Raw genomic sequence first — 26,014 nt, 5'->3', positions numbered from 1 at the left:
ATAATCCAGCCGCTTTAGATGATGCGGCCTGTTCTTGGTTTTTTACGGCTCACGAAAGTGACTCGCAGCAGATTCGGTATCCGGAGTATCACGGCTTCGGGGAATGGCCTTATCGGATCCTCGGGCGGCTGGTATCGTCAGATCAGCTACGTACAATGTTTCGCTATTCCGGGGCCGCGCGGCGGCATCGATGGGGGCCCAACGTATCGTTTTATGGGCTTGGTTTATGCCGTCCAATGATTCAACAACTCAGCAGCCCGGATCAATCGGCAACGGTAAACGGAAACAGCTACCGGAACTGCCTCGCACCATCCTGATCGCCGAAGACGATTTCGACTTGGCGCGAAGCCTTGCGGCAGACCTGAGTGAACTGGGATTCAAAATCCTTGGCCCCGCATCCAATGGGCAGGCTGCCATCGATATAGCACGGAATGAACGGCCTGATTTAGCACTGCTCGATATCCGCATGCCGGTACTCGATGGGCTTGCCGCCGCCGAGACGCTTTACGCAAAGATGGATATCCCGATTGTCATCCTCAGTGCCCACAACGATGAACCCTGTCTCCAAGCGAGTGTGAGATACGGTGTGTTTGGTTATCTGCTCAAACCAGTGAGCACCGAGCAATTGCGGGTTACACTGGTGATTTCGTGGGGTCGATATTGCGAGCATCGAAGGATTGCGAACGAGCTTGAGGAGATCAAGCTGAGGTTCGAGCAACGAAAAGTCATCGAGAAAGCCAAGGGAATCCTCATGAAGACCATGGGGCTTTCGGAGGAGGATGCGATGCGCACACTTCAAAAGCAGGCTAGAGATTCACGCAGGCCGATGTTTGATTTGGCGCAGGAATTATTGAACGCGCAAAGCTCAGTGAACAAGCCTCAGGAGGGAAGCGGTCCGACACAGAAATGACCCGTTTCGTTGATGAATGTCTGATAATTTACATTTCTCCACAACAAGCAAAAAAATGAGTGGCAGCCTCTGTGTGCGGATATAATATTGTTCTGGCTTTACCGGCCAGACATCTCGGCGACCATGTTGCCGCCGCCCGACTCTCAGTCGTGGGAGTTTGACGGCGTTTTAATTGAATAACGATTGAAGTGAAAGAGGTGCCCACGTCGGGGTGGGTACCTTTTTTATTTCCGTGCAATCTCGTCCGTGAGCGGATCAGTTTGTGCAGCTTGGTGATGCGCCTATCCTTAGTAAATATGGCCACGATTGTTTCGCTCAATGTCTCAGCTGGCGGTGTACCCAAGCGACCGATACCCGAAGCGAGAGTTACCGGGAGCGGCATGGAAGGGGATCAACAGGCTCACCGTGATGTCCATGGTGGACCTGATCGCGCACTGTGTATCTTTGCCATCGAAGAGATCGAAGCAATGCAGGCACAGGGACACCCGATCATGCCCGGCAGTATTGGTGAGAATGTCACGGTGCGCGGCTTGGACTGGAAAACCATCGAACCGGGCATGCGCCTGCGATTGGGTGAAGTGGAGGTGTATATCACCAAGTACACCACGCCATGCAAATTTATTCGCGAGTCGTTTGCTGACCTCAATCCCTTGCGCGTATCACAGGACTATTTCCCTGGCAGCAGCCGTGTCTATGCACGCGTGATGAAATCTGGAACGGTGCGTGTCGGCGATCAAGTGGAAGTCCTCTCGCAGTGAGATACTCGACTCGCGTTTGGCGGGAGAAATCCTACAATGGTGTGGCTCGGACCGGGTAGCTCAGTTGGTAGAGCATCGGCCTTTTAAGCCGTGGGTCGCGGGTTCGAGTCCCGCCCCGGTCATTCAAAATCCCCTGCGCACCAGGGGTTTATTTATGCGCCATCTATATCACCTTGCCGCGTAGATTGGCGATGGACAGATCAATTCATTGTCTGAAGTCGTATGACTACTAATTCGGTCAAGACTATTACAAGACTTGACGGGTAGCAGCAGTCCCGAGACGTGGTATTCGGTCATTGACGCTGGGTCATGTTTGTATATGGTCGTCGTTGTCTCGGATGGTTATCCGATACTTGGCAGTACTAATTCAGATGCGACTTCGCGGATAAATTGCACCAGAAAACTGTGATTGACATGGGTCGGCAATAAAATATACCATCAGCCGTAAAATATATGTTCCACGAATTTTCCTGATATCGAATATGGCGGTTGAAAGTGGTACGAGGTTTTGGTGTCTGGTTTGAGATGTTGGCTAAAAGATAAAGGGGCCTCGCATGCTGCGAAGTCGCATCACGATTATTACGGGTGTTATTTCCGCGGTTCTGCTGGCAACCCAGATAGCCGCTGCAAAGACGGCCATTGAGATTCTTCGGGCAGCGGATAAGCCGGTGTTTAAGGAGGGGCACACGTTGCTTCCGCTGTCGCGGTGGGGATGGTCGATGCCGTTTGATGTGCGAGTTGAGTTATGCGAGCGGTGGGGTTATGCGTTGGAGTTTGGTGCGGAGGTGTCGCCGGTGGCTGCGGCGGCGGTCGATATCCCAAGCAGTGATGAAGCCAAACTCTGTGCCTTGACAGCCAGCAATCCCAAAAAATATCCCTTGGCGGTAATTGTGTACCGAGGCACGTTTCATCCTTCCATTTATCCGGGAGGCAAATATCCAGAGGAAACCTTTGTTCACGATGCGAAGGGGCAGCGAATCGCAAATGTGTATGAGTGGAAGACCTGGAGTCCAGAAATGCCGGACTCCGTTTATGAGATAGCGGCTGAGCAGGCGGTCGCAGCACTGGCGAAAATTCAAACCAAAGCTCCGATCGCCATTTTGTTGCATGGTGGTGAGAATGGTCTGAATTGCCGGGGACACTCCGGGCCGTATTGGGAGCAGGATCCAAAGGTCGTGGCAGCCAAAGGTGACCTGGATTGGGATACCTACATTGGCCGACGAAAAGCACACTATGAAATGATCTACACCAACGCCGTGCGCAAGCAGGTCCCTGATCGGTTGCTCTACCTCTGGTATCACTTCGGCTCGATGCCTGGCACAGATGTGCGATGGGTGTGGGACTACAAGGCAATGAAAGACGTTGCTGACCTGCCCGGCCAGATGTTTTATTACAACAAATATGACAACACCGGCTGGGTCGGCAAGAAGGACATGCTAACCAACGCGCTTTACGCGCACGCATTGTGTCTGGAGTATGGGCAGAAACTCGGCTACCACTGGCTCTGTGCCGGTTGGGAGCAGGGAAAGTTTTCTGATCGCCAGCGATACATGGGGTTCCTCAAATCCCTCTACAACACCGGGATGGTCGGCGCGGTCGCAGGGTATTTCTCATTTCCCAATGGCGGCTTTGGTGCAGATCTGGGAGAGGAAATTCCCAGTTGGCTGTGGCAAATGATGGACCTGGGGCAGGTGCAAGCACTCTATTCGCATGTGGACGACTTTTTACGGGAAGGGGAATTGCTGGCTGGTCCGGACAAGCATCGCTATGCAACGTCTGCCACGTCAACTTTGTCAGCCTACGAATTCCCGACGAACGACCCGACTGCGCGTGTACTGGTCCGCAAGCATTCGAAGCGCAACCAATGGTTGGTGACAGCTTGGGCGGCAGACGGGCCGGCGCGTGAGGTTACGGTTTTTGTGCCCGAAGTCGGATCGATCACTGTTGAGGCTCGACCATGCGGCAGCGTTTATCGCGTAAGCACAAAAATAAATATGCCTTTCGAGCCTCCGGAAGTAACTCTGGAACTGTTAGATCCCGATGGGATGAGGCCGACCGCATCGTTTGCAAAGTAAGCTCAGCAAAGTTTGAAAGTGTGGTCGAACTTCAGTCTTGTAAAAAATATCGCAAAAAAAAGCCGTAACTGTGACGAGTGATTCTCACTCATCGCATATTTGAGCGAAAACGTCGCAACACAAATGAATTGGTCTTTATTTGTGCAAACCTGCGAGCAGTCGGCGTTGTGTAGCAGTGGGTATCCCGATACGGTCACATAGTTCACGGAAGAGTGTCACACGGTCGCTGTCTTGGAACTTCAGAAAAAAGGGACGCTGTTCCATGTCGTAGGACGATTTCGCTTTGCCATGAAGGTAAAGCAGTTGTGCGGCAAAGATTCCGGCAGTTGCACCGTCGCGCATAAGCACCCCACGAAGCAGCGCTTCGATGATCGGTTTGGAGTGCCAGCTTTCAGTAAGCAATAGTGCCTGAGTCAGTCCGCCATAGACCTCTGTGTTTTCGATCGCTGATACGATGGCCTTGGTGTGTTGACTTTCCTTGAACAATTTGGGTGCATGGGACAACAAGGCAATTTTCAGACGATCATCAGCAGCGGTGAATGCACTGCGGAGTACTTGTTGCGCCCGTGGCGAATTCAACGCAGCCAGCGCTTCGACATCACGCCAGTCTTTGATGTTGCGAGAGATCAGCAGATTTTCTATTTGTTCGCGTTCTTTGGGCATCGCGGATTGAAGTGCCTTCAGATCATATCCGTCGCCGTCATGCCATTTATCGTAGTTCATCTCCATGCTTTTGAGGAATCTCTTCACAAGTGGTGAGACCTCGGATGGCGACAGCAAAGGATCGGATTCATGCCTCGGCATACGAAAGGTGTGAGAACGAGCTCGCCGTTGCCTGGCTTCCCGATCGGCATTTGCAATTAACTTGGCATCGGCAGCACGCTGGCGAGCCTCACGCTCGGCTCGCAAAGCATTCATGTCCGGCTCAGGAGGTGGGGGAAGCGGCGGCTCAAGCACGAAATAAAAACGCTGAGAATCGGTGAACTCTCCGGAATATTCGGGATGGATTCGCTCGCGGAACACCAGCGATCCTTCGGTTTTGCGTGGGCGGGTAGTGACAGAGCGTTCGAGCTTAATGCATTCACCAGCCGGGGGTGCGGGGAAACATGAGCTGATGGATACGATGCGGTTACCCGCAGCAATTTCCTCGCGAACCAACTCCTGTAAAGCCGGTGGAAATTTCGCTAAGGCTTGAGTCTCAGTCGTGGATAAGTTCATGTGAAAAACTCGTTCACAGCCCGTCACGAGCGGGTATTTAGTTGGCACCTCTGGCCTGCCCCAACGAGTAGTGTGCCGCCATAAAGGACAAAACGTGATCCGTTAGCGAGTCAGCTTTGATTCGGATTATGCTGCAACTCGTACACAAGAATGATTGACTAATTTCCTGCAGTTTCAGCATCAGTCAATGCTGCTCCTCCTGTGCAGTATTCGTGTGGTCTTCCTCATCGACCTGGTTCTCCAGACTTTCCTCAGAATCTGTTTCCGCTGGGCGCGAGGAGATCCTTTGGATGCGAAACCGATAAGAGGGATTACTGTCCGGCCAAGGCGGATTTCCTGGACGGGGCCTGGGCTCCCAATCGCTCCATTGTTCGTAGGAACTTGTTGGTTTGGCTGGCAGAGGCACGATGAAAGCAGCCAACCTATTTCCTTCCACCTCTGCAAGGATCATGCGCCGACCGCGTGTGGTGAATAGATCGACCTCGGCAGGAACAATCCAGCGATTATCCTCCAGTCGTGCCTTTTTCAGATTCATCGTGCCGGAGCATGATGCTCGTTGACGGTTGTTGATGACCGACCCAAGTGTGAACTTGGTGCTTCCCTCAGGAAGTGGTTGGCCGGCAGGCAGCTTGATCTCTACTTCGAGAATCAACTGATCATTACCCAATGTCGGCGGGAGATCAGCAAAGAGATAAAACATCAGGGTTGTCAGCGCAGCAACGATGAGTACAAAACCAATCGCTCCTCCCGCTGCCTTCCAGAATCCAGCACCGGCAAGTATCCTCGCGATGAGCAGCCCCACGATCGTGCCTGCGATGCCACCTAGCAACGCGACACCTACCACCATGAAGCCGCTAGTACCTTCAAAGTTTGTGACGCGATACCAGTTTGCGTACAGCGAGGCAACCAAACCGGCACTGAGCAGTGCCACGATGCCGGTTACCAATGCTACGACGATGGATAACATCCAGCCCATACAATTCCTCTGCCTATTGAATAAAGCCCCATCTACCATGACTGCTTGCTGTTATAGATCAGCCATAGCGATCTTTTCTCTCTTTGTGTCAGCCCCCTTAGCATCAGAGCAGATGGATTACAGAGACAGAACACAATCAGGGAGAACAAGCGGTTCTTAGCGTGGATCGCTGTAAAACTCAGATATTGAAAATGGACAGAAAAGTCGCGTCAACATGCGGTTTTACTGCTGAAGTTTGATGATAAAAAGAATGGCCATGATGATGACAGGTATGATGGCCACGACCGCTGCCAGTACCGGCCGATTGACGATGACAAGCCAAGCTGCGGCACTCAGACATACAACAGCGCACATTGTCAGGCTGGAGGTCCAGAGTTTCACTCGTTGCACGGATTCCGGACTGGCGTTAGGAAGCGACGCCAGGCTGAAGACCCACATCAATAGTGTGGAGCCTACCGTGCAAAGCATGGCCACGACGGCGACGGTCAGATGTGCGGTATTCATGAGAGCTGTCCGGTAAAAGAGGTGCGAAGGACAGAATCCACATAAAGAATGATAGTTCGGCCGCAACCCATTCGAGCAGAGTCAGATTCCTTGATGCAGCGGTACTGACCGCATTCGAATGGAACGTGTTCAGAAAAGGTCGTTCTATCAAAGGAGCATGATTCATGCATTCCGCTCCGGTGATAGTTTGGCTGGGTGATCACTCGAAACGAGTGGTGGGGCGGGCAAAGCATCCGTTGGCGGCTGACTGGTCAGGCCAAAATTGGACCGAACTTTTCGCGTGAGCAGGGCTGCCAGCAATCCTGCGCATATCAAAATGAAGATGGAATTTTGTATCACATACATCCGGTCGGGCGGCGTAATCGTTGTCGTTACTCCGCTTGGAGAAACTGTTTTCTGAGGCGCGGTGGGAATATTCACGAGATTGATGCCGTTATAGACCACGAGGCAAAACAGCACGATTGCCAGGTAAATCAAGGCCCATTTCTGGCGCATCAACAGGCCGATACCTGCCGCCAGTATGGTTGGCGGAACCAGAACCACTAAAACGAATCCTGAAAAAGTCGCAGATGCAGTACCGTGGCTTTGCATCACGATCATCGCAAGCGTGAGCAAGCTGATTGGTATGAATAGAACACTCGGGACTATGAAAGTCCAGCCCAGCAAAATAACGAACCAAGGCAGCCGCGTCTTGGCGACGGCGACAGGGGTCGCGGTTTGTGTCATGAGCAGCAGTTTACCCTTGAACCGCGGAGCAAACCAGAATATCACCACCGTGAGGAACCGGCGATAAGAACCGGCGAAAGTAAATGTCTAAGAAATCCTACGATCGCCGTTTGAGAGGCACTACACTGCCCAGAAGCAGCAGGCCGGTCGCCATCGCTGCCGTGGCGAGCGGGAGCGTTCCAGCTACGGCTATCGCCCTTACGAGTTCAAGTCTCTGCTTTCATTCGCGGCCTTCAACCATCTTGAGTTTCACCCACCCGATCCCTGAGTGTGTTTCCGCGATAAACCAATAGAACAATTGGAGCGTGCCATCGCGCAGTACGGTTACGCATGGCTCGCCGAAGTTAAAACTCGTCCAATTGAAATGCTCTGGAGCCTTATCCTGCTGCGTTGCTTTGTTAGCAGTCCAGACGAGTTGATTGTGCAGTATTCCGAAATCTGTATCCGTCGGCTGGCAGATCACCAACCAGATACCCACATCACTGGCGGGTTTACGGCGGACGTTCACAAACAAAGCTTTGCCGTCAGGCAGGGCTGCCAACGCGGTCGTATGACCCATCGTTCCCGTTGAGGCTGCCTTGCTCCAGGTCATGCCGCCATCGTGTGAGAGAGAGTACTTGTTGGGGAACTCCGTCTTTTGATCGCCCGGCGTGTGATCGAGATGCCACGAAGTAGCCAGGAGCCTGCCATCAGAGAGCTCGATACACCAGGACTCCGCTCCGCCGGAAGGCTTTTGCTCGAAACGGATCATCGACCGAGCATTCCATGTTCTGCCGCGATCACTGCTGGTTAACGCCACGACGTGTTCGCGGTCAACCTTTTCACCGGGGTCAAAGGTGTTGTAGGGTGAGTAAGGTCCGATCCAGTTTCCATTGCGTGTGATGGCCAGTGGTCCGGGTGCTTCGTGTGAGCCGGCCAGGAGCTGTGGGATCAGATGTGGCTTCGACCATGTACGACCGTGATCCGTCGAGCTTGCCCAGATCATCTGCGTCTGTTTGAGGCCTTGTGTCGCATCAGACCAGAATGATTCACCGGGGGTGTCGATTTTGCTTCGCGAACCGAAGAGGAAAAGCTCGCCGCTGGCCGAACGACTGATGTTGACGAAAAACGAAAAGTCTTTGGTAATCTCTGGCCAGATCGGGCCTTGTTCACTCCACGTATGTCCACCGTCGCTGGATCGGGAAATAGTGGGGACGAAGTCGTTGATGCCGATTTTGCTCTGAACCATATAGGAGCAGACCAGATCGCTGTTGTCCGCGACGACGCAGCGCGGGCCGGTAGCGACCGGTGCGGGTGAGTTAGGCAAACGCTTGGTCACGAATCCTTCAGACAGGTTGAGGAACCGCATATGGAGCTTTCATTAGGTAAAGGCAAATGCTGTCCATCATTGTATAAGTCGAGAGAGTAAGCGATGTGCATGGAATAAAGTTTCCATTCGCGATAGACCCCGTAAGTCATCATCGCGTTGTGCTGCACAATCTGGTCATTAAAAGTATCACGGATGTAGGAGAGCAATCTTCACGGCAGTGTTAAACTTCGCATCATGGAGTTATCAGATCGCGATGCATTGCTCATGCTCACGATGGTCTCCGGCCTCGCGCCGCTACCGACGCGACGTGCGCTGGAAGCAATGGGTTCCGCACAGGCAGTCCTTAGCGCCCGGCCGGGACAACTCGCCGAAGCCGCGATGATCAAGCATTCCGCAGCACAACGCATCACGGATCAGATCCGGGAGTTGATGACTGATGGTTCGCTCGATCGTGAAAAGGAATTGGTCGAACAGCGGAATGTGAAACTCATTACGCTCGATGATGAAAACTATCCCCGACTGTTGCGTCATATACCTGATCCGCCGCCGGTACTCTTTGTAAGAGGTCGATTTGATCCGACCGATGCGCTGGCATTGGCTGTTGTCGGTTCCAGGCGGTGCAGCCAGTACGGGCGCGAACAGGCTGATCGTCTATCGTCACTCTGTGTCAGTGCGGGACTGTGCATCGTCAGTGGCGGGGCGTATGGAGTAGATGCTGCCGCTCACCGTGCGGCACTTCGTGCGGGCGGTCGGACGATTGCCGTGATAGGCAGCGGACTGGCAAATCCGTATCCCGCTGAACACAGCGAATTGTTTGATGAAATTGCCTCAGCTGATGGTGTACATGGCGCGGTGGTGAGTGAGTTACCCATGACCGCTCCGCCGATGAAGGAAAATTTTCCCGCGAGAAATCGCATCATCTCCGGTCTGTCGCTGGGGGTACTGGTGGTCGAGGCATCGTTGCGTTCCGGGGCACTGATTACAGCACGCATGGCGTCCGAGGACCACAATCGGGAAGTGATGGCTTTGCCCGGACGTGTGGATTCACCGACAGCCGCAGGTTGCCACAAATTGATTCGTGAAGGCTGGGCGACATTGGTCACTTGTGCGGCAGACATCCTCGATGCTCTGGGCCCTGCAGGGCAAACGCTCAAGGGAGCTGTTAGCGCACAATCGCCTGAGAGTCAGTCGGAAACGCTTTTCACACAGAATCTCACGGAGTCACAGCGACTGGTGATTGATGCACTGGCCGAGCCGCGTGATATGGACGAGATAGTCATTCATACCGGCTTACCCGTGGCGAAACTTCAGGCTGATCTGACAATGCTGCAAATACGCTCGCTGGTCACTCGCGAGGGAGGCCGGTGGACACGACGACGCTGAAGTACGGAGAGTGAGTCCAGGGCCTCGCGTATCTGCGATTGATGTATTTTCCCGTTTTGCGTGGACAGGTCATGTGACGGAAAGATCGTTTAGACTTGCCGTGTGAAACTCCACAGTAAACCCTGAGTCGATGAAGGAGCCCCCGTGTCCCTGCCGATCTTTGATCTCTCGAAACCAGCAGGAAAAGTTGCATTCGCTGAGCGGCTCGCTCGATTGCGGAGCACTGCGTCAGCGACGAGTCAAGCAGCGGAGACCGTCGCGCAGATCGTCGAGGATGTTCGCTCGGAGGGCGATGCAGCTCTGGTTCGTTACATGCGAAAGTGGACGGACCCAGCGTTTACCGCAGATCGTATTGGCGTGACGCGAAAAGAATTGATCGCAGCGGAGAAGGTAATCGATCGCAAGCTTCGGCAGGCCATCCGCAAATCAATTGACCATGTTCGCCGGTATCAGCGTCACATCATGCCGCGAGACCCGAAGCCCATTACCATTGACGGCGCAAGGCTTGGGCTGCGTTTCTCTCCAGTCGAAAGCGTTGGTCTGACAATACCGGGCGGTAAAGCGGTGCTTTTTTCGAGCCTCGTCATGCTTGCTGCGCCAGCGATGGAAGCAGGGGTGCCTGCCGATTCGATCAGCGTGGTGAACCCGCCGCCGGATCGTCGAGGCGATGGGCCTGTCTCGGATATTTCCCCGATTGTGCTGGCGACCTGCCGCATGCTGGGAATTGAGCGGGTTTATCGGATTGGCGGCGCACAGGCGGTCGCGGCTCTGGCTTATGGCACCGAGTCAGTGCAGCGAGTGGAGATGATCGCCGGACCGGGAAATGTTTTTGTTCAGCTTGCCAAGCAGCGACTCGCCGGACTCGTTGGCTCGGATAACGGGTTTTACGGACCTAGCGAGATCGTCACCATCGCTGATACGACCGCCAAACCGGATCGCGTAGCAGCTGACCTGCTGGCTCAGGCGGAGCACAACCCCGGCAAGTGCTTTCTCATCGCATGGTCACGAAAGGTGATCAACGCGATTAATAGTGAATTGGAGAGCCAGAAGAAAAATCTGATGAGACGGGATGCAATTGATGCGGCATTGGCTGCTGATTCCGCGGCAATCCTGGTGCGGGATATGGAGCATGCAGTCGAGATTGCCGACACGCTTGCCGCGGAACACGTCAATCTTGCGGTGAAGCAACCGCGGTTATTGCTCACAAGACTTCGTCATGGTGGGGAGTATTTCCTCGGCGACGCAACTCCGGTTGCCGCGGGCGACTACATTGCCGGGCCGAGTCATTGTCTGCCGACGGGCACGACGGCTCGCTTCGCCAGTGGAATCAGTGTTTACACATTTCTCAAGCGCAGTGGTACGGTCGAATATCCACGTGGTATGAGCAGTGAGACGATCGACATGATTGCGAAGATGGCCCAGTCTGAGGGACTCGACGCCCATGCCGAGTCCGCGCGGATACGGCAGCGACCTCCCGTGCGATGAACTGCCACGAATTTCAACGATAGCGACTCAGCGCCTTGATAACGGTCTGATGCACTTCCAGCGGATGAGCGATCATGCGCCACTGGACCTCGATAGCTCCATTGGCAGCGGTGGCGAAGCCAATGGTTCCCAGCGCAAAAAGCCGCTCGCGTGCAGAAAAAGAGGTGATTGTGTGCTGGATTTGTTTGAGTTGTGCTTCGTAAACCTGAATTCGGACGACGCCGCGCACACGGATGATCCTTCGGTCAGTGAGCACGTACACACGACCAAGCCAATCGAGAAACTGCCAGAAGAGCCTGATACCCAGCATTACCACCGCGACGGCAACGAGATCACGTCGCCTGACGCCGAATCCGGTGAAATTAGCTGCCGCCAGTGTGAGTAGGATGGCCGCAATGACAACCGCGACGCTGCGTATCGATTCGAGCAGGATAAACCACGGACTGGGTTTCAAAAGAAGGATGATGATTTCACCAGGCTGTATCAGCTCAGCAGGTAGCAGCGTATTGGCTCTGATTTGTGATGGTAGTGCCGCATCGGGGTCAGCGCGGAACGTGCCGTCGCCAGTGGGACGTAGTTTGATACTCCGTCGCTGCCGTCGTGTACGAGAGAGGCCGGTAGTTGGCGCGGGAGCGATCATTGCTTGAGCACCTCACCTCGAAGCGTAACGACCTCGGGTAGATTGCGATAGTAGTCGTTGTAATCAAGCCCATAGCCGACAACAAAGTCATCGGGGATGTCAAAGCAGACGTAATCAACGGGAAAGGCCATGGCATCAGGTCGTAGCTTGCGGAGCAGGACGCAGGACTTCAGTGAAGCCGGCCCTTTTTGCCGCAGCAGACCGCAGACAAGTCCCAGCGTCTGGCCGGAGTCGAGAATGTCGTCGATGACCAAGATGTGCGAGCCTGTCAGTGACTCGCTGAGCATGTTGAGTTCGCTCGTGAGCTTGGCACCCTTGCTGGCCGTGCTCGCGCCGGGGTATGAGCTGACGGAAACGACACGGATTTTCATGCGCAAAGGCAGATGACGAATCAGATCAGCCACAAAAATGATACTGCCCGTGAGAATAGGTACGAGCGTAAGCTCAAGCTCGCTGGCACCTGGTCGGCTGTAATCGCGGGTGATCTGCTCTGCCAGCTCGCGTACGCGGCGGGCGATGGTGCCACGGTCAATCAAGACCTGCTTGATGTCGCTTTGCATAATCAGGATTTTATCAAGGCAGGGATCAGTTTATGGATGCATTTGTAACCATAATGTATGGAGATGTTAGAACTTGACCCTTTGGAATAAGTGACTGAAAATAGCGTTGTTGCGCCCACCCCACGAATTCTTCATTGACAGGTCTGATATGCCTTCACTCCTGCATCGGTGTTGTTTTGTCGTTGCGCTGCTCATGGCTGCCTTGTTGATCAGCGCAGGCTGTACGAAGAACGTCACACCTCCGCCGCCGCCCACCCCGGCACAGACGTTCACCGGGCCGACATTTCTGCATGGAACGATCGGTTCCCTTTGCACCGTGCGCGGGATGGAGCCGCAATTAGTCAGCGGCTGGGGTCTTGTAGTCGGGCTGCCGGGTACGGGATCGACCCAGGTTCCCGCATTTCTACGCCAGTGGATGCTGACGGAGATGCGGCGTGGCGGTGTCGGTAGCGTACAGACCCGCGATATTCTCAACGCTACTCCTGAACAGATTCTTGCCAGTGGAACAGCGGCAGTCGTGGCTGTTGAAGGCTTCATTCCACCGGGTGCGCCGCGGGGAACCCGGTTTGATGTGCTCGTCAGCGCGCTGCCGCAGACTGATACGACCAGCCTCGAAGGGGGGCTTCTGTGGATGACGAATCTGTCGCTTGGCGGTGCCAACGAACAACTCAAGTTCACCCGTAAGCTCGCGGTCGCTCGTGGACCGATGTATCTGAACCCTTTTGAAGCCGATGCTGGTCCTGCGGTCGTGGCTGACGATATTTACACACCTGGGCAGCGGCAGGCCGTAGTGCTTTCCGGCGGGGTTTCCGTGGATAACCGTAAGATCGAGTTGATTCTGAACCAACCGAGCTGGATCCGCGCCCGTCTCATCGCAGATCGCATCAATGAACGGTTCCAGCGTGACGAGTCTGTGGACAGAAATGAAACGGCCGTCGCCAAAACTAATCAGGTCATCGAGATCAACATCCCCGCTAGGTTTGCCCGCCATCCGAGTTTTCTGATGAATCTCATCGGACACCTGTTCCTTCAGCGCGGTTCAGAGTTTGAGCCGCACAAGGCGCAGGAATTGGCGAATCTGCTGCGCGTTGAACCGCGTTACGCGGCGGATGTCGTGGCAACCTGGCAGACGCTGGGTAAGCTGAGCCTTGGTGTGATTCGTCAGTATTACGCGGATGAACATCTGCATCTGCGCTTGGCAGCTCTTGAGGCAGGTGCCCGCCTTGGAGACATGCGTGCGGTTGAAGGCATCGACCAACTAACGCGATCCGACGATGCGAGCACCCGTAAGCGTGCGGTGTCCATGCTTTCATTTCTCCCGTCCAGCGAAAAGGCTCCAGCCATCGTGAGCCGCTTGTTCGATGATACGGATCGTGCAGTTCGTATTGCCGCCTACGAAACGGCGGTTGACATCGGCCATCCAGCACTCCACCGCACCCAGATGGGTGAGGGTGTCGATTTCAAGTTTTTCTTCGATCTCGTACCCGCGAAAGAACCGCTCATCTACTTCACACAGAAAGAGCAGCCGCGACTGGTTATTTTCGATCCGATGCTCGGATTCAGTACGGCGGGAATCATGAAGATCTGGGAAAACCATCTCATGGTCCGCCCTGGTGTAAATAGCCGACAGGCAGCCAGCGTTTTTTATCAGGCTCCCGGTCAGACTGACGGCAAGACTGTCGAGATCGCACCGACCGTGGCGAATCTTGTCTTCCTCCTTGCACACTCGCCGTCGAAGCGCAATCCAGCGGAGGGGTTCAACCTGACTTACAGCCAGGTCATCAACGCCATTTTCCAACTCAACAAGCAGGGCAATATCACCACCCCGATCGAAGTGCAGATCAACCCACTGGCACAGGCGGTTGCACGAGTTCGGCAGAATGGCGGCATCGGTCCGCGCCCTGATACGGCAGGATCGCCCGATCTGTCCCCCGTGCCCGCTGGTGAGCGTCCATCCGTAAATGATGGTGCCCGGCCGGACACGCATTCGCCGGATCACGATGACACGGAGAATCAATCTGATGCGACCGACCCTCTCAACACCATGATGCGGTAGCGGTGGTTTGCTGAACGGGTTTCACGTAAGATGATGCTTGGAGTCGGGTTCAGGAGGTATAGGCCCCGGAAGGGCCTGAAATCACAATCCGCCGGGGTCTAATAGACCGATAAGTACCGGTGACGACAAGGAGGTCGATCCGAATGCGCCTATCAAAGCTCACCGTCACAGGCTTCAAGTCATTTGCTGATCGGACGGAGATCGCCTTCGATGCCCCTATCACCGGCATCGTCGGGCCTAACGGCTGCGGCAAGTCCAACGTCGTCGATGCCATCAAGTGGGTACTCGGTGAGCAATCCGCCAAGAGCTTGCGCGGCGGCGCAATGATGGATGTCATCTTTAATGGATCATCCGCACGCAAGCCCAGCGGTATGGCGTCGGTTACGCTGACTTTTGATAACCCTGTCGAAGCCTCGTCGCCTTCAGCCGAACCTTCCACAGGTGAAGCAGCCAATGCTCCGCGCCGCAAGCTCCCATTGGACTTCGACACCGTCAGTGTGACTCGCCAACTCTATCGTGATGGTTCGAGCGAGTATCTCATCAATAAGCAGCGAGCGCGCTTGCGTGATATCCGCGAGCTTTTTCTCGATACAGGGATTGGCACCGACGCTTATTCGATGATCGAGCAGGGGCGTGTGTCGGCCATGGTTGAGGCCAAAGCGGACGAACGTCGCGAGCTGTTCGAGGAAGCCGCGGGCATCAGTCGTTTCAAGGCCCGGAAAAAAGAAGCCATCCGCAAGCTGGAACGCACTGAACAGAACTTGACGCTCTCTCGCACGCGGCTGGAAGACACGGAAAAGCGGTTGCGAAGCGTGAAGATTCAAGCCGGCCGGGCGCGAAATTATCAGGAGTATACGACGCAACTGCGTGAGCTTCAGCTTACGTATGTACTTGCTGAGTTTCATCGACTCCAGACGCAACTGAAAGAGGTCAACGAAAAGCTGGAACAAGCTGAGGCCGATCGCGCCGTGGCGGCGAGGCAGTCACAAAAGACTGAGCAGGCCCTCGCTGATGCGGAAGAGGATCGCGGCTCGATCCTCGCCCAGCAGAAACAGGTTGAACACGATCGACTCCAGCAGGAGTCAGCCCGCGATCAGGCGACCCAGCGCAAGCAGTTTGCGGAGACGACTCTTGCTGATATTCAACGCCAGATTGAGCGTGATGGTAAACGGCTCGAAGAGCTGACCGCTCAACGCGACCAGCTCATTCGTGAGCATGCTGACCAGAGCGCCGCAGTGGAGGCGCTGACAGCTTCGCAAAAAGAAACGGCTGCGAAACTTGAGGCGTCGCAGGAGGAATACCGTCGGCTCCAGCACGAGCTTAATGAACACAGGAATCGGATTGAGGACGAAAAGGCGGGTATCGTCGGATTGATGCGGCGAACGTCGCAACTTCATAACGAGATCAATTCGCTCGGACAGTTCGAGAAGAATCTGCTCAATACAAGGCAACGGCTGGACGCCCGGGCGGCCCAGGTCTCCGGACAGCTTGAGAAACTCCTGACGTTCCGGGATGAGGCCAGCGTCAGACACACAGAAGCCAAAGCCCTGATCGAAGCGGAATCCGCAAAACTCAATGAACTGGTGGCCCAGGCGGAGCAACTCGATGCTGGTCAGCGTTCATTGTCACAGGCGCTGGCGAAGTCAAAAGAAGAACGATCGGGTCTAAACTCAAGGCGTGCGCTGCTCCAGGAGATGCAGGACAAGCAGGAAGGCGTGGCGGATCCGGTAAAGGCTGTCCTTGCCCACAAAAGTACGACACCCAGCGGTCAGGTTGATCTGTTTGGCTTTGTCCGGGGCTTGTTGGCGGACATGCTCGAAGTGGATGCGGACAATTCAAACGGTGCCCGAATTGTTGAAGCGGCCTTGGGGGACTATCAACAATCGTTGGTGATCGACCGTCTGGCGGATGTATGTGATGCGGCTGTCGGTACGGAGGCGATCCGATCGCTTGCGGGTCGTGTGGCATTTATTGCGGTGGATCAATGCAGCCTGCCGCCGTTTGTACCTGCTGCGGCAGATGCGTTCCCTCCGGGAGTCAAGCCGGTCATTGATCTCGTGCGATATCCAGCCGAAATCGCTCCGATCGCGTGGCGGCTGCTTGGTCAGACCTTGATCGTGCGAGACCTTGAGTCGGCGATGCTGCTGCGGGCAGTGCTGCCGTCAGGCTATCGCTTTGTGACCCAAGGCGGTGAATTGCTTGAGACGGACGGCCGAGTCATCGCCGGCCCGGTCGCCGGTGCTGCCGGGACCGGCCTGATTTCTCGCCGCAGCGAACTGGCTAAGCTCAACCGTGATATCGCGGTTCTAGACGAACGCATCAGCGAGGACCAGCAGGCACTGGCGGCTCTGTCCGATCGTGCTGCACATCTTGAAAATATTTCACAGGAACTCAGACAGGCGATTTACGAAGCGAATACGGTCCGGGTGGAACTGAGCAGCCGGCTCGATACGCTGCAACAACAGATCGCGCAGCTTGAGCGTGAGCAACCAGTGCTCTCTGCTGAAACCGAATCGGTACACCGACAACTCCGCGACGCGGAGTCGAAAAAGCAGACGCACCAGACGGAAGCGGAGAGGCTCGAGCAGGACGCTGCCGCACGGCAACAAGCGGTGACGCACCTTGAGGCGTCGATCCAGGATTTAACACAGAAAACCGAGCACAGCCGCGAAGCGGTTACGACGATTCGTGTGGAAACCGGCAAAATCGCTGAACAACTCGGCGCGGCGCAGCGGCAGGTACGCCAGGTTGAAATTGCACGAGGTGACATCGAACGGCAGCACAAGAGTCTTGCTGAGCAGCTTGCACATCACGAAAGTCGAATCGGCGAGTTGGAAACGACCGGCCATGAGGCCGCCAAGGTTATTGCCGATACGGAAAGCCGGCTCCGCGAGCTGGGTGTCCGAGCGGATCTGGTCCTGCACAAACTCAACAAGTCTGAGGCTGCGATCTCGGAGTTGCGTGCCGCCGCTGCGGAGCATCGCACCCAGGTTGAAAAGGCTGATAAGGAACTCCAGTCACATCAGCTTTCCAAACGCGAAACCGAAGTAAAGATCGACGCGACACAGCAGAGAGGCCAGGAACAATTGGCTCTGGACGTGGCCTATGCCTACAAGTCTTACGTGCCTGCGGAAATCGACTGGCCGGTGATTGAGGGGCAGATCAAAGACCTGCGCGGCAAGATTGATCGGCTCGGTACCGTCAATGTGGATGCGATCAACGAGCAGGATGAACTGGAAAAGCAGCACGAATCGATGGCGGCGCAGCTCGCGGATATCGAACAGGGCAAACTTCAGCTTGAGCAACTCATTACTCAGATCAACGACGACAGCCGCAAGCGTTTTGAAGTCACCTTTGAACAGATCCGCGAAGCGTTCGGCGGACAGAACGGTATGTTCCGGCGGCTGTTCGGCGGTGGTAAGGCGGAGATCCGACTCGAACCGGATGAAAACGGCAACATAGACGTGCTCGAGTCCGGGATCGAGATCATGGCTAAACCGCCGGGCAAGGAGCCGTGCTCGATTAGTCAACTATCCGGCGGTGAAAAAACGATGACCGCGGTGGCGCTGCTGATGTCTATATTCCAGACTCGGCCGAGTCCGTTCTGCGTGCTCGACGAAGTTGATGCGGCACTGGATGAGGCAAACGTCGAGCGTTTCACCGATGTGGTCAAGAGTTTTCTCGACCGCAGCCATTTCATCATCATCACGCATCACAAACGCACCATGCAGTCGTGTGATCTGCTGTACGGCATCACCATGCAGGAGCGCGGTGTCTCGAAGCGAGTGGCGGTGCAGTTTGATCAGGTCGCGGCCGTCAAAGGCGGCGATGTGAAGATTGATCAAGCGGCGATCGAAGCTCAGGCGAAGAAGGACGCAGAAGAAGCAGCAACGATCGCTCCGCCGGAAGTTTTGGAGCAAGTTCCCGCTGTTGAAGTGTCATCACCTCTTGCGACTGAAGTAGTCGAAGAAACAACGCCCGTATTCAAGCCCGTACCAGAGCCTGCAATGTCGTCTTCACCTCACGTGGCTTCAAGCGACCCGCCTGTACTTCCACAGCTCAACCGGAACAAACTCCGCGCGAAGTTTGCCGCGATGCTGGAAGCACGCAAAGCGGAAAAGGTTGGATCGTAATCCTAATACATCTGTCAAACGCTGGCGTTGCTACTGCTGTCAACGGACGCATTCAAGGCGACGGCGTTTGTCAGTTTTGTGGGCAGGTCGCGTTGGTATGTTCCAATGCTCATGCCGCACTCCGGGCAGGCATGTCGCTGAGCTGCAAGTGTGCCGGAAAGATCGTACCCGCAGGCGTAGCAGACCACGGAGTTGCGTAATCGTTCGAATCGTTTGAGTTGGAAAAGCAACAGAATTCGACAACCCCACGCCCAGAGTGTCACGGTCGTGGCCAGCACAGCAGCGGTGTAGCGGCCATCGACCTCAATTTCCGGTGTCGTCATAGGCAGTGTGAATCGCAGCACGATTGTTAGTAGAAGGATCACAGCCGCGACCACCAGCAGGCCGAGTGTCATGCGTTCAAACTGCCAGCACCGTGTGCTGTAAGCCCAGTTTGCCGAGAACACGGCTGACCAGAAGACACACCCAAGACACAAAATGACGATCCCCGGCCAGACCGATGGGCCATCGGGAGCGATGGGGCCGAGGCCAGCAAGTCGTAACAGGAAGCGGGGGGAACTATACACGACCCAGTTCCAGACACCCAGAACATCGAGCAGCAGGACGATGCCAGCCGTGGTGAGCAAGCCAGCCATCAAGCTCGAAGCGAGAATGCTGCGGTTAGTGGGACGTCGCTTGGCAGGTAGCTCACGCAGCCACTCGCGCCCCAGTGCCAGAAACATCCATGCCGTGAGTGCTGCGATGAAGATGAGGCCTGTTGCGAGGACAGCATAACGCAGCCTGTGATTGGCGGGGTCGATGGAATTCCCCAGCACACCGGTAAGACCAAAATCACCGAAGCGGAACCATTCAAGGTTAGTGCGGCTTTTCCATGCATAGAACACGTAACGAGAGGGATACCACCATCCGCCGTCGATCTGTCGGCCATTCATCAACGGAGCGAATAACCAATCGAGATAGATGGCAGTCACGAGTCCCCACGCCAGTGCCATCAGCCACCGGAGCCAGAACGCCATCCGCAGGGTGAATCGAGTCTTCATGCAAATAAACCACGTATCCGTCGCGCTCTCCCTGTCGCCGCGACGTAGCCCAGTATTCTACCAGTCCTGATGCTGGATAAACGATCACACGACAGAGGGTGTCCAATAGACGATTAACAGGTCGGTATTAAAAAACGGTTGTGTGCTGTGAATATCGAACAATTGCTGATGAGATCAGGTGTGTGTCGAGGTGTTGAGAGTACCGCGCATGTTATCGTCCGATGACTGGGGGTTCGGTATGTAATCTGACACTATTCAGAATGGAATTGGGCGAGGGATACCGTGTATTGCCAAAATCTCTTGCGAGCTTCGGTGTTAACATGACGTTCTGCCATGTTGATGTGCACTCGCATGAAGCTCATCGAAAAAAAGCTCGTCTTCGAAAATGTACCTGGTGCCAGCACCGCGTATGAGTATGAGTACTACACCAAAGCGTCAGGTATAGAAAAAATCCGCCTGCGTTACCTGGATATCAGCAATGATATTTTCGACGACGGCTCGTTGAGTTTTTCAACTGATAACGGGCGGACCTGGGGCGAGCAACGCCTTCACCTGATCGGCCAAAAAACGGATCAGGGTACGCTTCGGCGGTTTGAATGTATCGGCTTTGTCGATCCCGTAGAAAAGAAACTCATCTCTCTCTACCTCGAAGGGCTGTTCAAAAACGACGATCCGATCGAAGGGATGTCACAGTACTACCTGAACTATCGTGTGTCAGATGATGGCGGGCGTACCAATCTCATCGACGAGCGAATCATCCAGAAGGGGCGTGATGCGGCTGGTGAGTTCAACGCCCAACATCCATTCAAGGACATCTGGACTGGTAAAAATGCGATTCTGCTGCCGCTGTTTCCGCCGATTGTCCGCACGCGGAGGGGGCACTTGTGTCTGGTCGTTTCACGCAGTCTGCTGGGGCCGGACGGCAAATATTACAACCCCGGCAAAGGGTACACGTGGTTGGAGGAAATGGTGCTGGTCGGCAGGTGGCGACAGGGCGGAAATATCGAGTGGGAACCGGTTGCGAGTCTTTCTCTGCCTCCAGCTAAATCAACTCGCGGTCTCGATGAGTGTACGTTGACAGAGTTACATGACGGCACTTTGCTGCTGGTGATGCGAGGCAGCAATGATGCAGAGGGGAAAATACCCGGCCACAAGTGGTACGCGATCTCCAGTGATGCGGGCTACACATGGTCAGAGGTCAGGCCGTGGGGCTATTCAGACGGATCACTCTTTTATTCACCAGCGAGTATGTGTCAGTTTCTCCCACATTCCAGCGGGAAGTTGTATTGGCTGGGCAACATTTCGGCAGAAAATCCTCGCGCTAATTTACCGCGTGACATTCTGTACATCGGAGAAGTGGATGAGAAGTCCCGCCTGCTCCGCAAAGATACGCTCTTTGTCATTGACCGCGTTCAGCCGCACGACTCTCCGAATACACACCTGTCAAATTTTGGGGCCCTTGAAGACCGTGAAACCGGTGACGTGATCGTGAATATGCCCTATTTCACAAATCGTGGGGCAGGTTGGACGGGAGACACGTATCAGTATCGAGTGGCGACGCGGTGAACCGTCTGGCAGCAGCATTTGCTTTTTCGGGCGGCGGCTAGGATATGTAACGTCTCGTAATCCGTGGTGATAAACGGCATAACATCTCGTATGTATTCGTTCCTGCCTGACGGGCGAGTGTCGGCAAGGCGCAAGGCGAATCAGGATCGCCGCTGATAAGCTCCACAAGTGATCCCACGCTGGCGGGGACATCGGTCAAGTCGATCACGATCTGATCCATGTTGACGCGTCCGATGACGGGCGCAGTCAAGGGCTTCCCATCGACGGTACTTTCGGGCAGTGAAACGACGGATGTATTGGTAAGCGATCGGGGGTAGCCGTCTGCGTAACCGACCGGAACGAGACCGAGGACGCTGTCACGTGTCAGCACATGCGTACTTCCGTAACCGACAGGTGTTTGTCGTTTATGTTCCTGGATGTGGATCAGTCGTGAGCGCCAGCGGAGAACAGGAGCAGGGCCGCTCCGTACGGTCCAGGCAACTGATGAGGAGCCAGAGTTTAAAGGTTCGCGGTTTCTATGGAGGTGTTTCCACGGTCCCTCTCCTTGCAGGTCTTCCAAGCCGTAGCCCCATAGCCCAAGTCCGATCCGCACCATCCCACGATGAAAGCGAGAATCGCGCAGCGTGGCATAAGTGTTAGCTACGTGAACAATCAGATCGGCAGGCAGCTTGTCTTTGAAGTCCGCTAACGCACGATCGACGCATGCCATTTGCTCATGGGTAAACGACTCATCGCTTTCCGCGCTGGCCATATGCGTGTACACGCCCGCGAGGAGAAGGTGTTTGAACGTGGCTGTCTGGATCATCACCCTGCGGAACTGTTCCGCGTTAAGCCCGCCCCGGCTCATGCCGGTATCGAGATAAAGATGAATCGGAATACGGCAGCCGAGTCTCCGGCCGGCCTCATCCAGCAGCGCAGCCTGCTCGCAATCATGGATCGTCAAATGAAGTTGACCGGTGACTGCCATGCGGTAGAGCGGATGCCCGCGGGTCAATTCCGCCAGACGCATGAACACCAACACGGGGCATGTCAGCGCCAGTCCTGCGAGTTGTTCCGCCTGCGCGGGTGAATAGACAGCGAGCATCTCTACCTGAGAAGTAAGGCGACGGGCGATCGGTACGACACCCAGTCCGTAGGCATCGGCTTTGATGACGCCGCACAATTTCGCGTGTCCGATCATGGCGCGAAATGCTGCGACATTTGCGTCGAGTTGTGCGAAGTTAATTTCGAGCCAGCTTGTGGGGTTCATGGCAGTAGCAGCGTATCAGTCATGCGTCGAGAGCTGGTAGGTTGAGCGGACTGTTCATCACAGGGTTATGAGTAATCGTGATTCGATTGCTTGAATTATTTGTGCCGTTGCCTTGCTCCCTCTAAGATGTCTCTCCCGCAAATTGTTTCGGAACCCGTCTTTGTCATGAGCGATATTTTTAACGAGTCACATACTTTTGCCTCACTAGGGCTGGAAGAGCCCGTACTGCGCGGCATCGGTGAAGCCGGATTTGTTCATCCAACCGATATCCAGGCACGCCTGATCCCTGCGATTCTCGCCGGTAAGGATGTCATCGGCCAGGCGAAGACCGGTACAGGAAAGACTGCGGCATTCGGCTTACCCATTCTTCAACGGGCAGATCCCGGCCGCCCCATGCAGGCGTTGATCCTCGTCCCGACGCGAGAGTTGGCCGCACAGGTAGCTGCGGAGATTGATGAGCTGGGCAAGCATACACCCATTCGCACGTCGTGTATCGTCGGCGGCGAGTCGATGCGGATGCAGTCCAAGAGCGTCAAGAGCGGAGGTCACATCATTGTCGGCACCCCTGGCCGGGTGATGGACATGTACGACCGTGGCGAAATCCGCTTCGACCACCTCCGCTTCGTCGTGCTCGATGAAGTGGACCGCATGCTGGATATCGGATTCCGCGATGATATCCGCAAAATTCTCAAAAATATCCCCCACGAGCATCAGACGATTTTCTGTTCGGCGACGATCAGCGACGAAATCGAGCGGTTGGCTCGGTCGTACATGAAACGCGATGTTGAAAAGATCATGACGGTCAGCGGTGCTCTGACCGTCGCCCTGGTGGACCAGAAATATCTATCCGTCGAACCGTGGGATAAAAAACAGCTTCTGCTGCATATGCTCAAGAACGAGCACCCCGATACGACGGTTGTCTTTTGTCGTACCAAGGCGACCGTGCATCGCGTGACGCAGTATCTGAGGGAAAAGGGCATCGACTGCCGGGAAATTCACGGCGACCTGGCGCAGAACAAGCGCACCAGCGTGATGGAGTCGATGCGTCAGGGCAAGCTCGAAGTGCTCGTCGCCTCGGATTTAGCTGCACGCGGCTTGGATGTCGAACATATCACCCACGTCATCAACTACGACCTCCCCGACGATCCCGAGGTTTACGTTCATCGCATCGGGCGAACCGCGCGCGCGGGAAGGCGCGGCGTCGCATGGAGCTTTGTCTCCAGCGAGCAGGGACAACTGTTAACGGAGATTGAAAAGCTCACCGGCGTGTTGATCGAACACATGGACTATCCTCATTTCAAACCCGGCCCGGTCCCAGCCGATGCGATGATCGGCCGCCCCAAGCCCGTGGAGCGCAAGGACCCGAAACTGGCGATGGCTGCCCGCGCCGTGCCGACAGGTTTTGAGGGATTGACGCAAGAAGAGTTGAAACGTCGATTCCCCGACGGCGTTATCCCGACTGCTGCGCCGCGGCAGACACTGGGGACGCGATTCCGCTCGAATCGACGGTGAGCGAGGCCTCAGTGGAGACTCGAATCGTACGCATGCCAGAAGCAGCCGTCTCCGACGAGGCGGCAACTGCCGTAGGCATAGTGCCACATGGTTCGCCAGATGGACGCAGTATCATCGTTTTTCAAGAACATAGCGTGTCCATCCATGTACACCGAGCCGATCCCTTCCTGTTCATGGCGAACAGTGCGATCTAATAGATAGGTATCAAAAAAGCTGGGATTGGGATAACGCTTATAGATCTGCACCATGTCCGCAAACATGTGAGTCCGATCCGGTCGGCGAAAATCGGCGATGCGCGGCGGCTTATTCACGTTGTAGTAAGCGGGCGAGGTTGATACCCATGAGTGAACCGCGCCGTTAACTCCGTACGACCAGGTATCCGCGGCAAAAGGCGAGATGGTCGGACCACGACCGGGGCAACCATCCTTAAACATTTTCGTTGCGCCGATGCTGTAGTAATCGTTGAGAATCGTCTCATCCCAGCCATACACGTTATTCAGGGGCGGCGTGATCTGTTGGACGTAATCGACGGAGGCCAGGTATTCACGATTCTCATTCATGTACATGAGGTAGCCGGTCATGATCTGACGGAGACTTGATGTGCAGGCGAGTTTCTGCGCAGTCACACGAGCTTTGCGCAGCGCAGGCAAAAGCAGTGCGATCAACAGGGCGATGATCGAGATGACAACCAGCAGCTCGATCAGTGTGAATCCGGGTTTTCGTGAAGTTCGCAGCAAGATTTCAGTGCTCCGGTTCGGTCAGGCGGTATTTGAGCTACTGGACATCGTAGGATTGGTTTGGAACGGAGTTACCAGATTTTCAATTTTCCCTGCGCGACGGCGGTATCCAGCAGCATATTGTAGGTTTTGTACGAGCCGTTGCTGAAGGTGACGTTGGTGCTTCGTCCGTCGTTGTGATTGTACATGGTGTAGGGATTGCCCACGTAGGCCAGGTAAGGAGAGGCCCCGGAAATTTCGCCGATCATAAAGATTGGCTCGCGCTGTTTGAGGTAGCGTTTGGGGAAATACCGTTCGATATTTGCCGCGTTATTGGCGTCGTACCAGCTCCGCTGGTTGCCTCCGCCGAACTGCATCGTGGTGTTGTAACCGGTGACTCGTCCGTCTCCAGCGTAGAGATAAGGCCAGACATTCTGCGAAACATTAACCGGGGAGATGTAGCGATACTTCGTACCCGGACAAATGAGCATATTGCGGTTATGACCTGTGTCGTAGGTCTGGATGTTATTGAAGCCCAGCGGAATGTATGGCGTCAAAGCACGGCCAAAACTCATCAACTCAAATAACGGCGTGGCGGGGTTGGGTGTTGTGGCGGTCGGTCCCTCGTAAAAGTGACACGCGGGAAAGTAGCGGTGGTCGCTCGTGTAAGTGTCACTGATTTGATAGATCTGCCGCATCCGGGCGGCACACGATACGGTGATCGCTACATCGCGTGCCTTGCTCAGTGAGGGAAGAAGCAGGGCAATCAATACTGCAATGATGGCAATGACAACCAGCAACTCAACTAAGGTGAAGCCGACAATTCTCCGCATTCGATTCATGGAGCCAGAGAACTCCAGCGATGTAAAACTATCCTCCGTCTATCTACTTATCGGATTATATCAGCAAAGACTTCGCATCCTGAGAGCAAAGCCTCTGTTCATTACGGAGAGAAGCTGATGAATCCATGACTAGCCGCTTCGGGCTGGAAGCGTGGATTATTTCCCTCGTCGGCGAGGCAGAGTCATGAGGCCGCCAGCAGCCAGGAGGGCCAGGCTGGCCGGTTCGGGGATGAAGGTGGTGGTGAGGATCACGTCGTTGTTGTCAACCCCGCCGTTGTAGTCGATCGTGAGCTTGAAGGGGTTGCCGTTGTAGCTGGTGGTGAACTCCTGGTCGTCCAGCAGCGGGTTGCCGCCGT

General features: G+C 55.1%; 21 protein-coding genes and 1 tRNA gene. 10 read left to right on the top strand and 12 right to left on the bottom strand.

Features of this window, described 5'->3' with window-relative positions; all coding sequences use genetic code 11:
• The first annotated feature begins 226 nt into the window (after window positions 1-226).
• The 4 genes from IT444_02220 (at window position 227) to IT444_02205 (ending at window position 3,743) form a co-directional block, all read left to right on the top strand.
• Complete coding sequence (locus IT444_02220) at window positions 227-910, top strand: response regulator (protein MCC7191572.1); 684 nt, start codon at window positions 227-229, stop codon at window positions 908-910.
• Between the two features lie 296 nt (window positions 911-1,206).
• A complete protein-coding gene (locus tag IT444_02215; GenBank protein ID MCC7191571.1) occupies window positions 1,207-1,668 on the top strand; it encodes an MOSC domain-containing protein in 462 nt (153 codons plus the stop codon).
• A 49-nt stretch (window positions 1,669-1,717) separates the two neighbouring features.
• A tRNA-Lys gene (locus tag IT444_02210) sits at window positions 1,718-1,790 on the top strand.
• A 432-nt stretch (window positions 1,791-2,222) separates the two neighbouring features.
• Complete coding sequence (locus IT444_02205) at window positions 2,223-3,743, top strand: hypothetical protein (GenBank protein MCC7191570.1); 1,521 nt, start codon at window positions 2,223-2,225, stop codon at window positions 3,741-3,743.
• 135 nt (window positions 3,744-3,878) lie between these two features.
• On the opposite strand, the gene IT444_02200 is transcribed toward IT444_02205, so the two are convergent.
• The 5 genes from IT444_02200 to IT444_02180 all read right to left on the bottom strand — a co-directional run bounded on the left by IT444_02200 (window position 3,879) and on the right by IT444_02180 (window position 8,485).
• A complete protein-coding gene (locus tag IT444_02200; protein MCC7191569.1) occupies window positions 3,879-4,901 on the bottom strand; it encodes a hypothetical protein in 1,023 nt (340 codons plus the stop codon).
• A gap of 244 nt (window positions 4,902-5,145) precedes the next feature.
• Window positions 5,146-5,937, bottom strand: coding sequence for a hypothetical protein (locus tag IT444_02195; protein MCC7191568.1), 792 nt, complete (start codon window positions 5,935-5,937; stop codon window positions 5,146-5,148).
• Window positions 5,938-6,159: 222 nt separating this feature from the next.
• Window positions 6,160-6,441, bottom strand: coding sequence for a hypothetical protein (locus tag IT444_02190; protein MCC7191567.1), 282 nt, complete (start codon window positions 6,439-6,441; stop codon window positions 6,160-6,162).
• A 162-nt stretch (window positions 6,442-6,603) separates the two neighbouring features.
• Window positions 6,604-7,167 (bottom strand): hypothetical protein, encoded by a 564-nt coding sequence (locus IT444_02185; protein ID MCC7191566.1) that lies wholly within the window; start codon window positions 7,165-7,167, stop codon window positions 6,604-6,606.
• 220 nt (window positions 7,168-7,387) lie between these two features.
• Window positions 7,388-8,485, bottom strand: a complete 1,098-nt coding sequence (locus tag IT444_02180) for an exo-alpha-sialidase (GenBank protein MCC7191565.1) — start codon at window positions 8,483-8,485, stop codon at window positions 7,388-7,390.
• 225 nt (window positions 8,486-8,710) lie between these two features.
• Between IT444_02180 and dprA the strand changes: the two genes are divergently transcribed.
• Window positions 8,711-9,859, top strand: a complete 1,149-nt coding sequence (gene dprA / locus IT444_02175) for a DNA-protecting protein DprA (GenBank protein MCC7191564.1) — start codon at window positions 8,711-8,713, stop codon at window positions 9,857-9,859.
• 144 nt (window positions 9,860-10,003) lie between these two features.
• Window positions 10,004-11,344, top strand: a complete 1,341-nt coding sequence (gene hisD / locus IT444_02170; GenBank protein ID MCC7191563.1) for a histidinol dehydrogenase — start codon at window positions 10,004-10,006, stop codon at window positions 11,342-11,344.
• 13 nt (window positions 11,345-11,357) lie between these two features.
• Here the strand turns inward: hisD and IT444_02165 are convergent, their stop codons facing one another.
• Window positions 11,358-11,984 (bottom strand): PH domain-containing protein, encoded by a 627-nt coding sequence (locus IT444_02165; protein ID MCC7191562.1) that lies wholly within the window; start codon window positions 11,982-11,984, stop codon window positions 11,358-11,360.
• On the bottom strand, window positions 11,981-12,544 hold the full coding sequence (gene hpt / locus IT444_02160) for a hypoxanthine phosphoribosyltransferase (protein ID MCC7191561.1): 564 nt from the start codon (window positions 12,542-12,544) through the stop codon (window positions 11,981-11,983). Before hpt ends, IT444_02165 begins: the two co-directional genes overlap by 4 nt.
• Window positions 12,545-12,737: 193 nt before the next feature.
• Here hpt and IT444_02155 point away from each other — a divergent pair, with 193 nt between their 5' ends.
• Complete coding sequence (locus tag IT444_02155) at window positions 12,738-14,600, top strand: flagellar basal body P-ring protein FlgI (GenBank protein ID MCC7191560.1); 1,863 nt, start codon at window positions 12,738-12,740, stop codon at window positions 14,598-14,600.
• A gap of 143 nt (window positions 14,601-14,743) precedes the next feature.
• A complete protein-coding gene (gene smc / locus IT444_02150; GenBank protein MCC7191559.1) occupies window positions 14,744-18,733 on the top strand; it encodes a chromosome segregation protein SMC in 3,990 nt (1,329 codons plus the stop codon).
• A 14-nt stretch (window positions 18,734-18,747) separates the two neighbouring features.
• On the opposite strand, the gene IT444_02145 is transcribed toward smc, so the two are convergent.
• Window positions 18,748-19,773, bottom strand: a complete 1,026-nt coding sequence (locus IT444_02145) for a hypothetical protein (GenBank protein MCC7191558.1) — start codon at window positions 19,771-19,773, stop codon at window positions 18,748-18,750.
• Window positions 19,774-20,124: 351 nt separating this feature from the next.
• On the opposite strand from IT444_02145, the gene IT444_02140 reads away from it, so the two are divergent.
• The gene (locus tag IT444_02140) at window positions 20,125-21,339 is read left to right on the top strand and encodes an exo-alpha-sialidase (protein ID MCC7191557.1); all 1,215 of its coding nucleotides are present in this window, start codon (window positions 20,125-20,127) and stop codon (window positions 21,337-21,339) included.
• A gap of 37 nt (window positions 21,340-21,376) precedes the next feature.
• On the opposite strand, the gene IT444_02135 is transcribed toward IT444_02140, so the two are convergent.
• Window positions 21,377-22,588, bottom strand: coding sequence for an alanine racemase (locus IT444_02135; protein MCC7191556.1), 1,212 nt, complete (start codon window positions 22,586-22,588; stop codon window positions 21,377-21,379).
• 165 nt (window positions 22,589-22,753) lie between these two features.
• Here IT444_02135 and IT444_02130 point away from each other — a divergent pair, with 165 nt between their 5' ends.
• Complete coding sequence (locus tag IT444_02130) at window positions 22,754-24,100, top strand: DEAD/DEAH box helicase (GenBank protein MCC7191555.1); 1,347 nt, start codon at window positions 22,754-22,756, stop codon at window positions 24,098-24,100.
• Between the two features lie 8 nt (window positions 24,101-24,108).
• On the opposite strand, the gene IT444_02125 is transcribed toward IT444_02130, so the two are convergent.
• The 3 genes from IT444_02125 to IT444_02115 form a co-directional block, all read right to left on the bottom strand.
• Window positions 24,109-24,840, bottom strand: a complete 732-nt coding sequence (locus IT444_02125) for a type II secretion system protein (protein ID MCC7191554.1) — start codon at window positions 24,838-24,840, stop codon at window positions 24,109-24,111.
• A 68-nt stretch (window positions 24,841-24,908) separates the two neighbouring features.
• Complete coding sequence (locus tag IT444_02120) at window positions 24,909-25,658, bottom strand: type II secretion system protein (protein MCC7191553.1); 750 nt, start codon at window positions 25,656-25,658, stop codon at window positions 24,909-24,911.
• Window positions 25,659-25,814: 156 nt separating this feature from the next.
• A partial coding sequence (locus IT444_02115) for a PEP-CTERM sorting domain-containing protein (protein MCC7191552.1) occupies window positions 25,815-26,014 on the bottom strand: 200 nt, incomplete at its 5' end.

Source organism: Phycisphaeraceae bacterium (genome assembly GCA_020851465.1).
Classification (GTDB): domain Bacteria; phylum Planctomycetota; class Phycisphaerae; order Phycisphaerales; family Phycisphaeraceae; genus JADZCR01.
Note: the sequence above shows the minus strand (reverse complement) of the source record. Positions and strands in the feature narration are given on the sequence as shown.

What these genes read in the sequence shown, in the direction of transcription:
- IT444_02145 (MCC7191558.1), bottom strand. Translation starts at nt 19,773, where the DNA reads ATGAAGACTCGATTCACCCTGCGGATGGCGTTCTGGCTCCGGTGGCTG.
- IT444_02130 (MCC7191555.1), top strand. Translation starts at nt 22,754, where the DNA reads ATGAGCGATATTTTTAACGAGTCACATACTTTTGCCTCACTAGGGCTG.
- IT444_02135 (MCC7191556.1), bottom strand. Translation starts at nt 22,588, where the DNA reads ATGAACCCCACAAGCTGGCTCGAAATTAACTTCGCACAACTCGACGCA.
- smc (MCC7191559.1), top strand. Translation starts at nt 14,744, where the DNA reads ATGCGCCTATCAAAGCTCACCGTCACAGGCTTCAAGTCATTTGCTGAT.
- IT444_02155 (MCC7191560.1), top strand. Translation starts at nt 12,738, where the DNA reads ATGGCTGCCTTGTTGATCAGCGCAGGCTGTACGAAGAACGTCACACCT.
- IT444_02120 (MCC7191553.1), bottom strand. Translation starts at nt 25,658, where the DNA reads ATGAATCGAATGCGGAGAATTGTCGGCTTCACCTTAGTTGAGTTGCTG.
- IT444_02140 (MCC7191557.1), top strand. Translation starts at nt 20,125, where the DNA reads ATGAAGCTCATCGAAAAAAAGCTCGTCTTCGAAAATGTACCTGGTGCC.
- dprA (MCC7191564.1), top strand. Translation starts at nt 8,711, where the DNA reads ATGGAGTTATCAGATCGCGATGCATTGCTCATGCTCACGATGGTCTCC.
- IT444_02190 (MCC7191567.1), bottom strand. Translation starts at nt 6,441, where the DNA reads ATGAATACCGCACATCTGACCGTCGCCGTCGTGGCCATGCTTTGCACG.
- hpt (MCC7191561.1), bottom strand. Translation starts at nt 12,544, where the DNA reads ATGCAAAGCGACATCAAGCAGGTCTTGATTGACCGTGGCACCATCGCC.
- IT444_02205 (MCC7191570.1), top strand. Translation starts at nt 2,223, where the DNA reads ATGCTGCGAAGTCGCATCACGATTATTACGGGTGTTATTTCCGCGGTT.
- IT444_02220 (MCC7191572.1), top strand. Translation starts at nt 227, where the DNA reads ATGCCGTCCAATGATTCAACAACTCAGCAGCCCGGATCAATCGGCAAC.
- IT444_02185 (MCC7191566.1), bottom strand. Translation starts at nt 7,167, where the DNA reads ATGACACAAACCGCGACCCCTGTCGCCGTCGCCAAGACGCGGCTGCCT.
- IT444_02165 (MCC7191562.1), bottom strand. Translation starts at nt 11,984, where the DNA reads ATGATCGCTCCCGCGCCAACTACCGGCCTCTCTCGTACACGACGGCAG.
- IT444_02195 (MCC7191568.1), bottom strand. Translation starts at nt 5,937, where the DNA reads ATGGGCTGGATGTTATCCATCGTCGTAGCATTGGTAACCGGCATCGTG.
- IT444_02215 (MCC7191571.1), top strand. Translation starts at nt 1,207, where the DNA reads ATGGCCACGATTGTTTCGCTCAATGTCTCAGCTGGCGGTGTACCCAAG.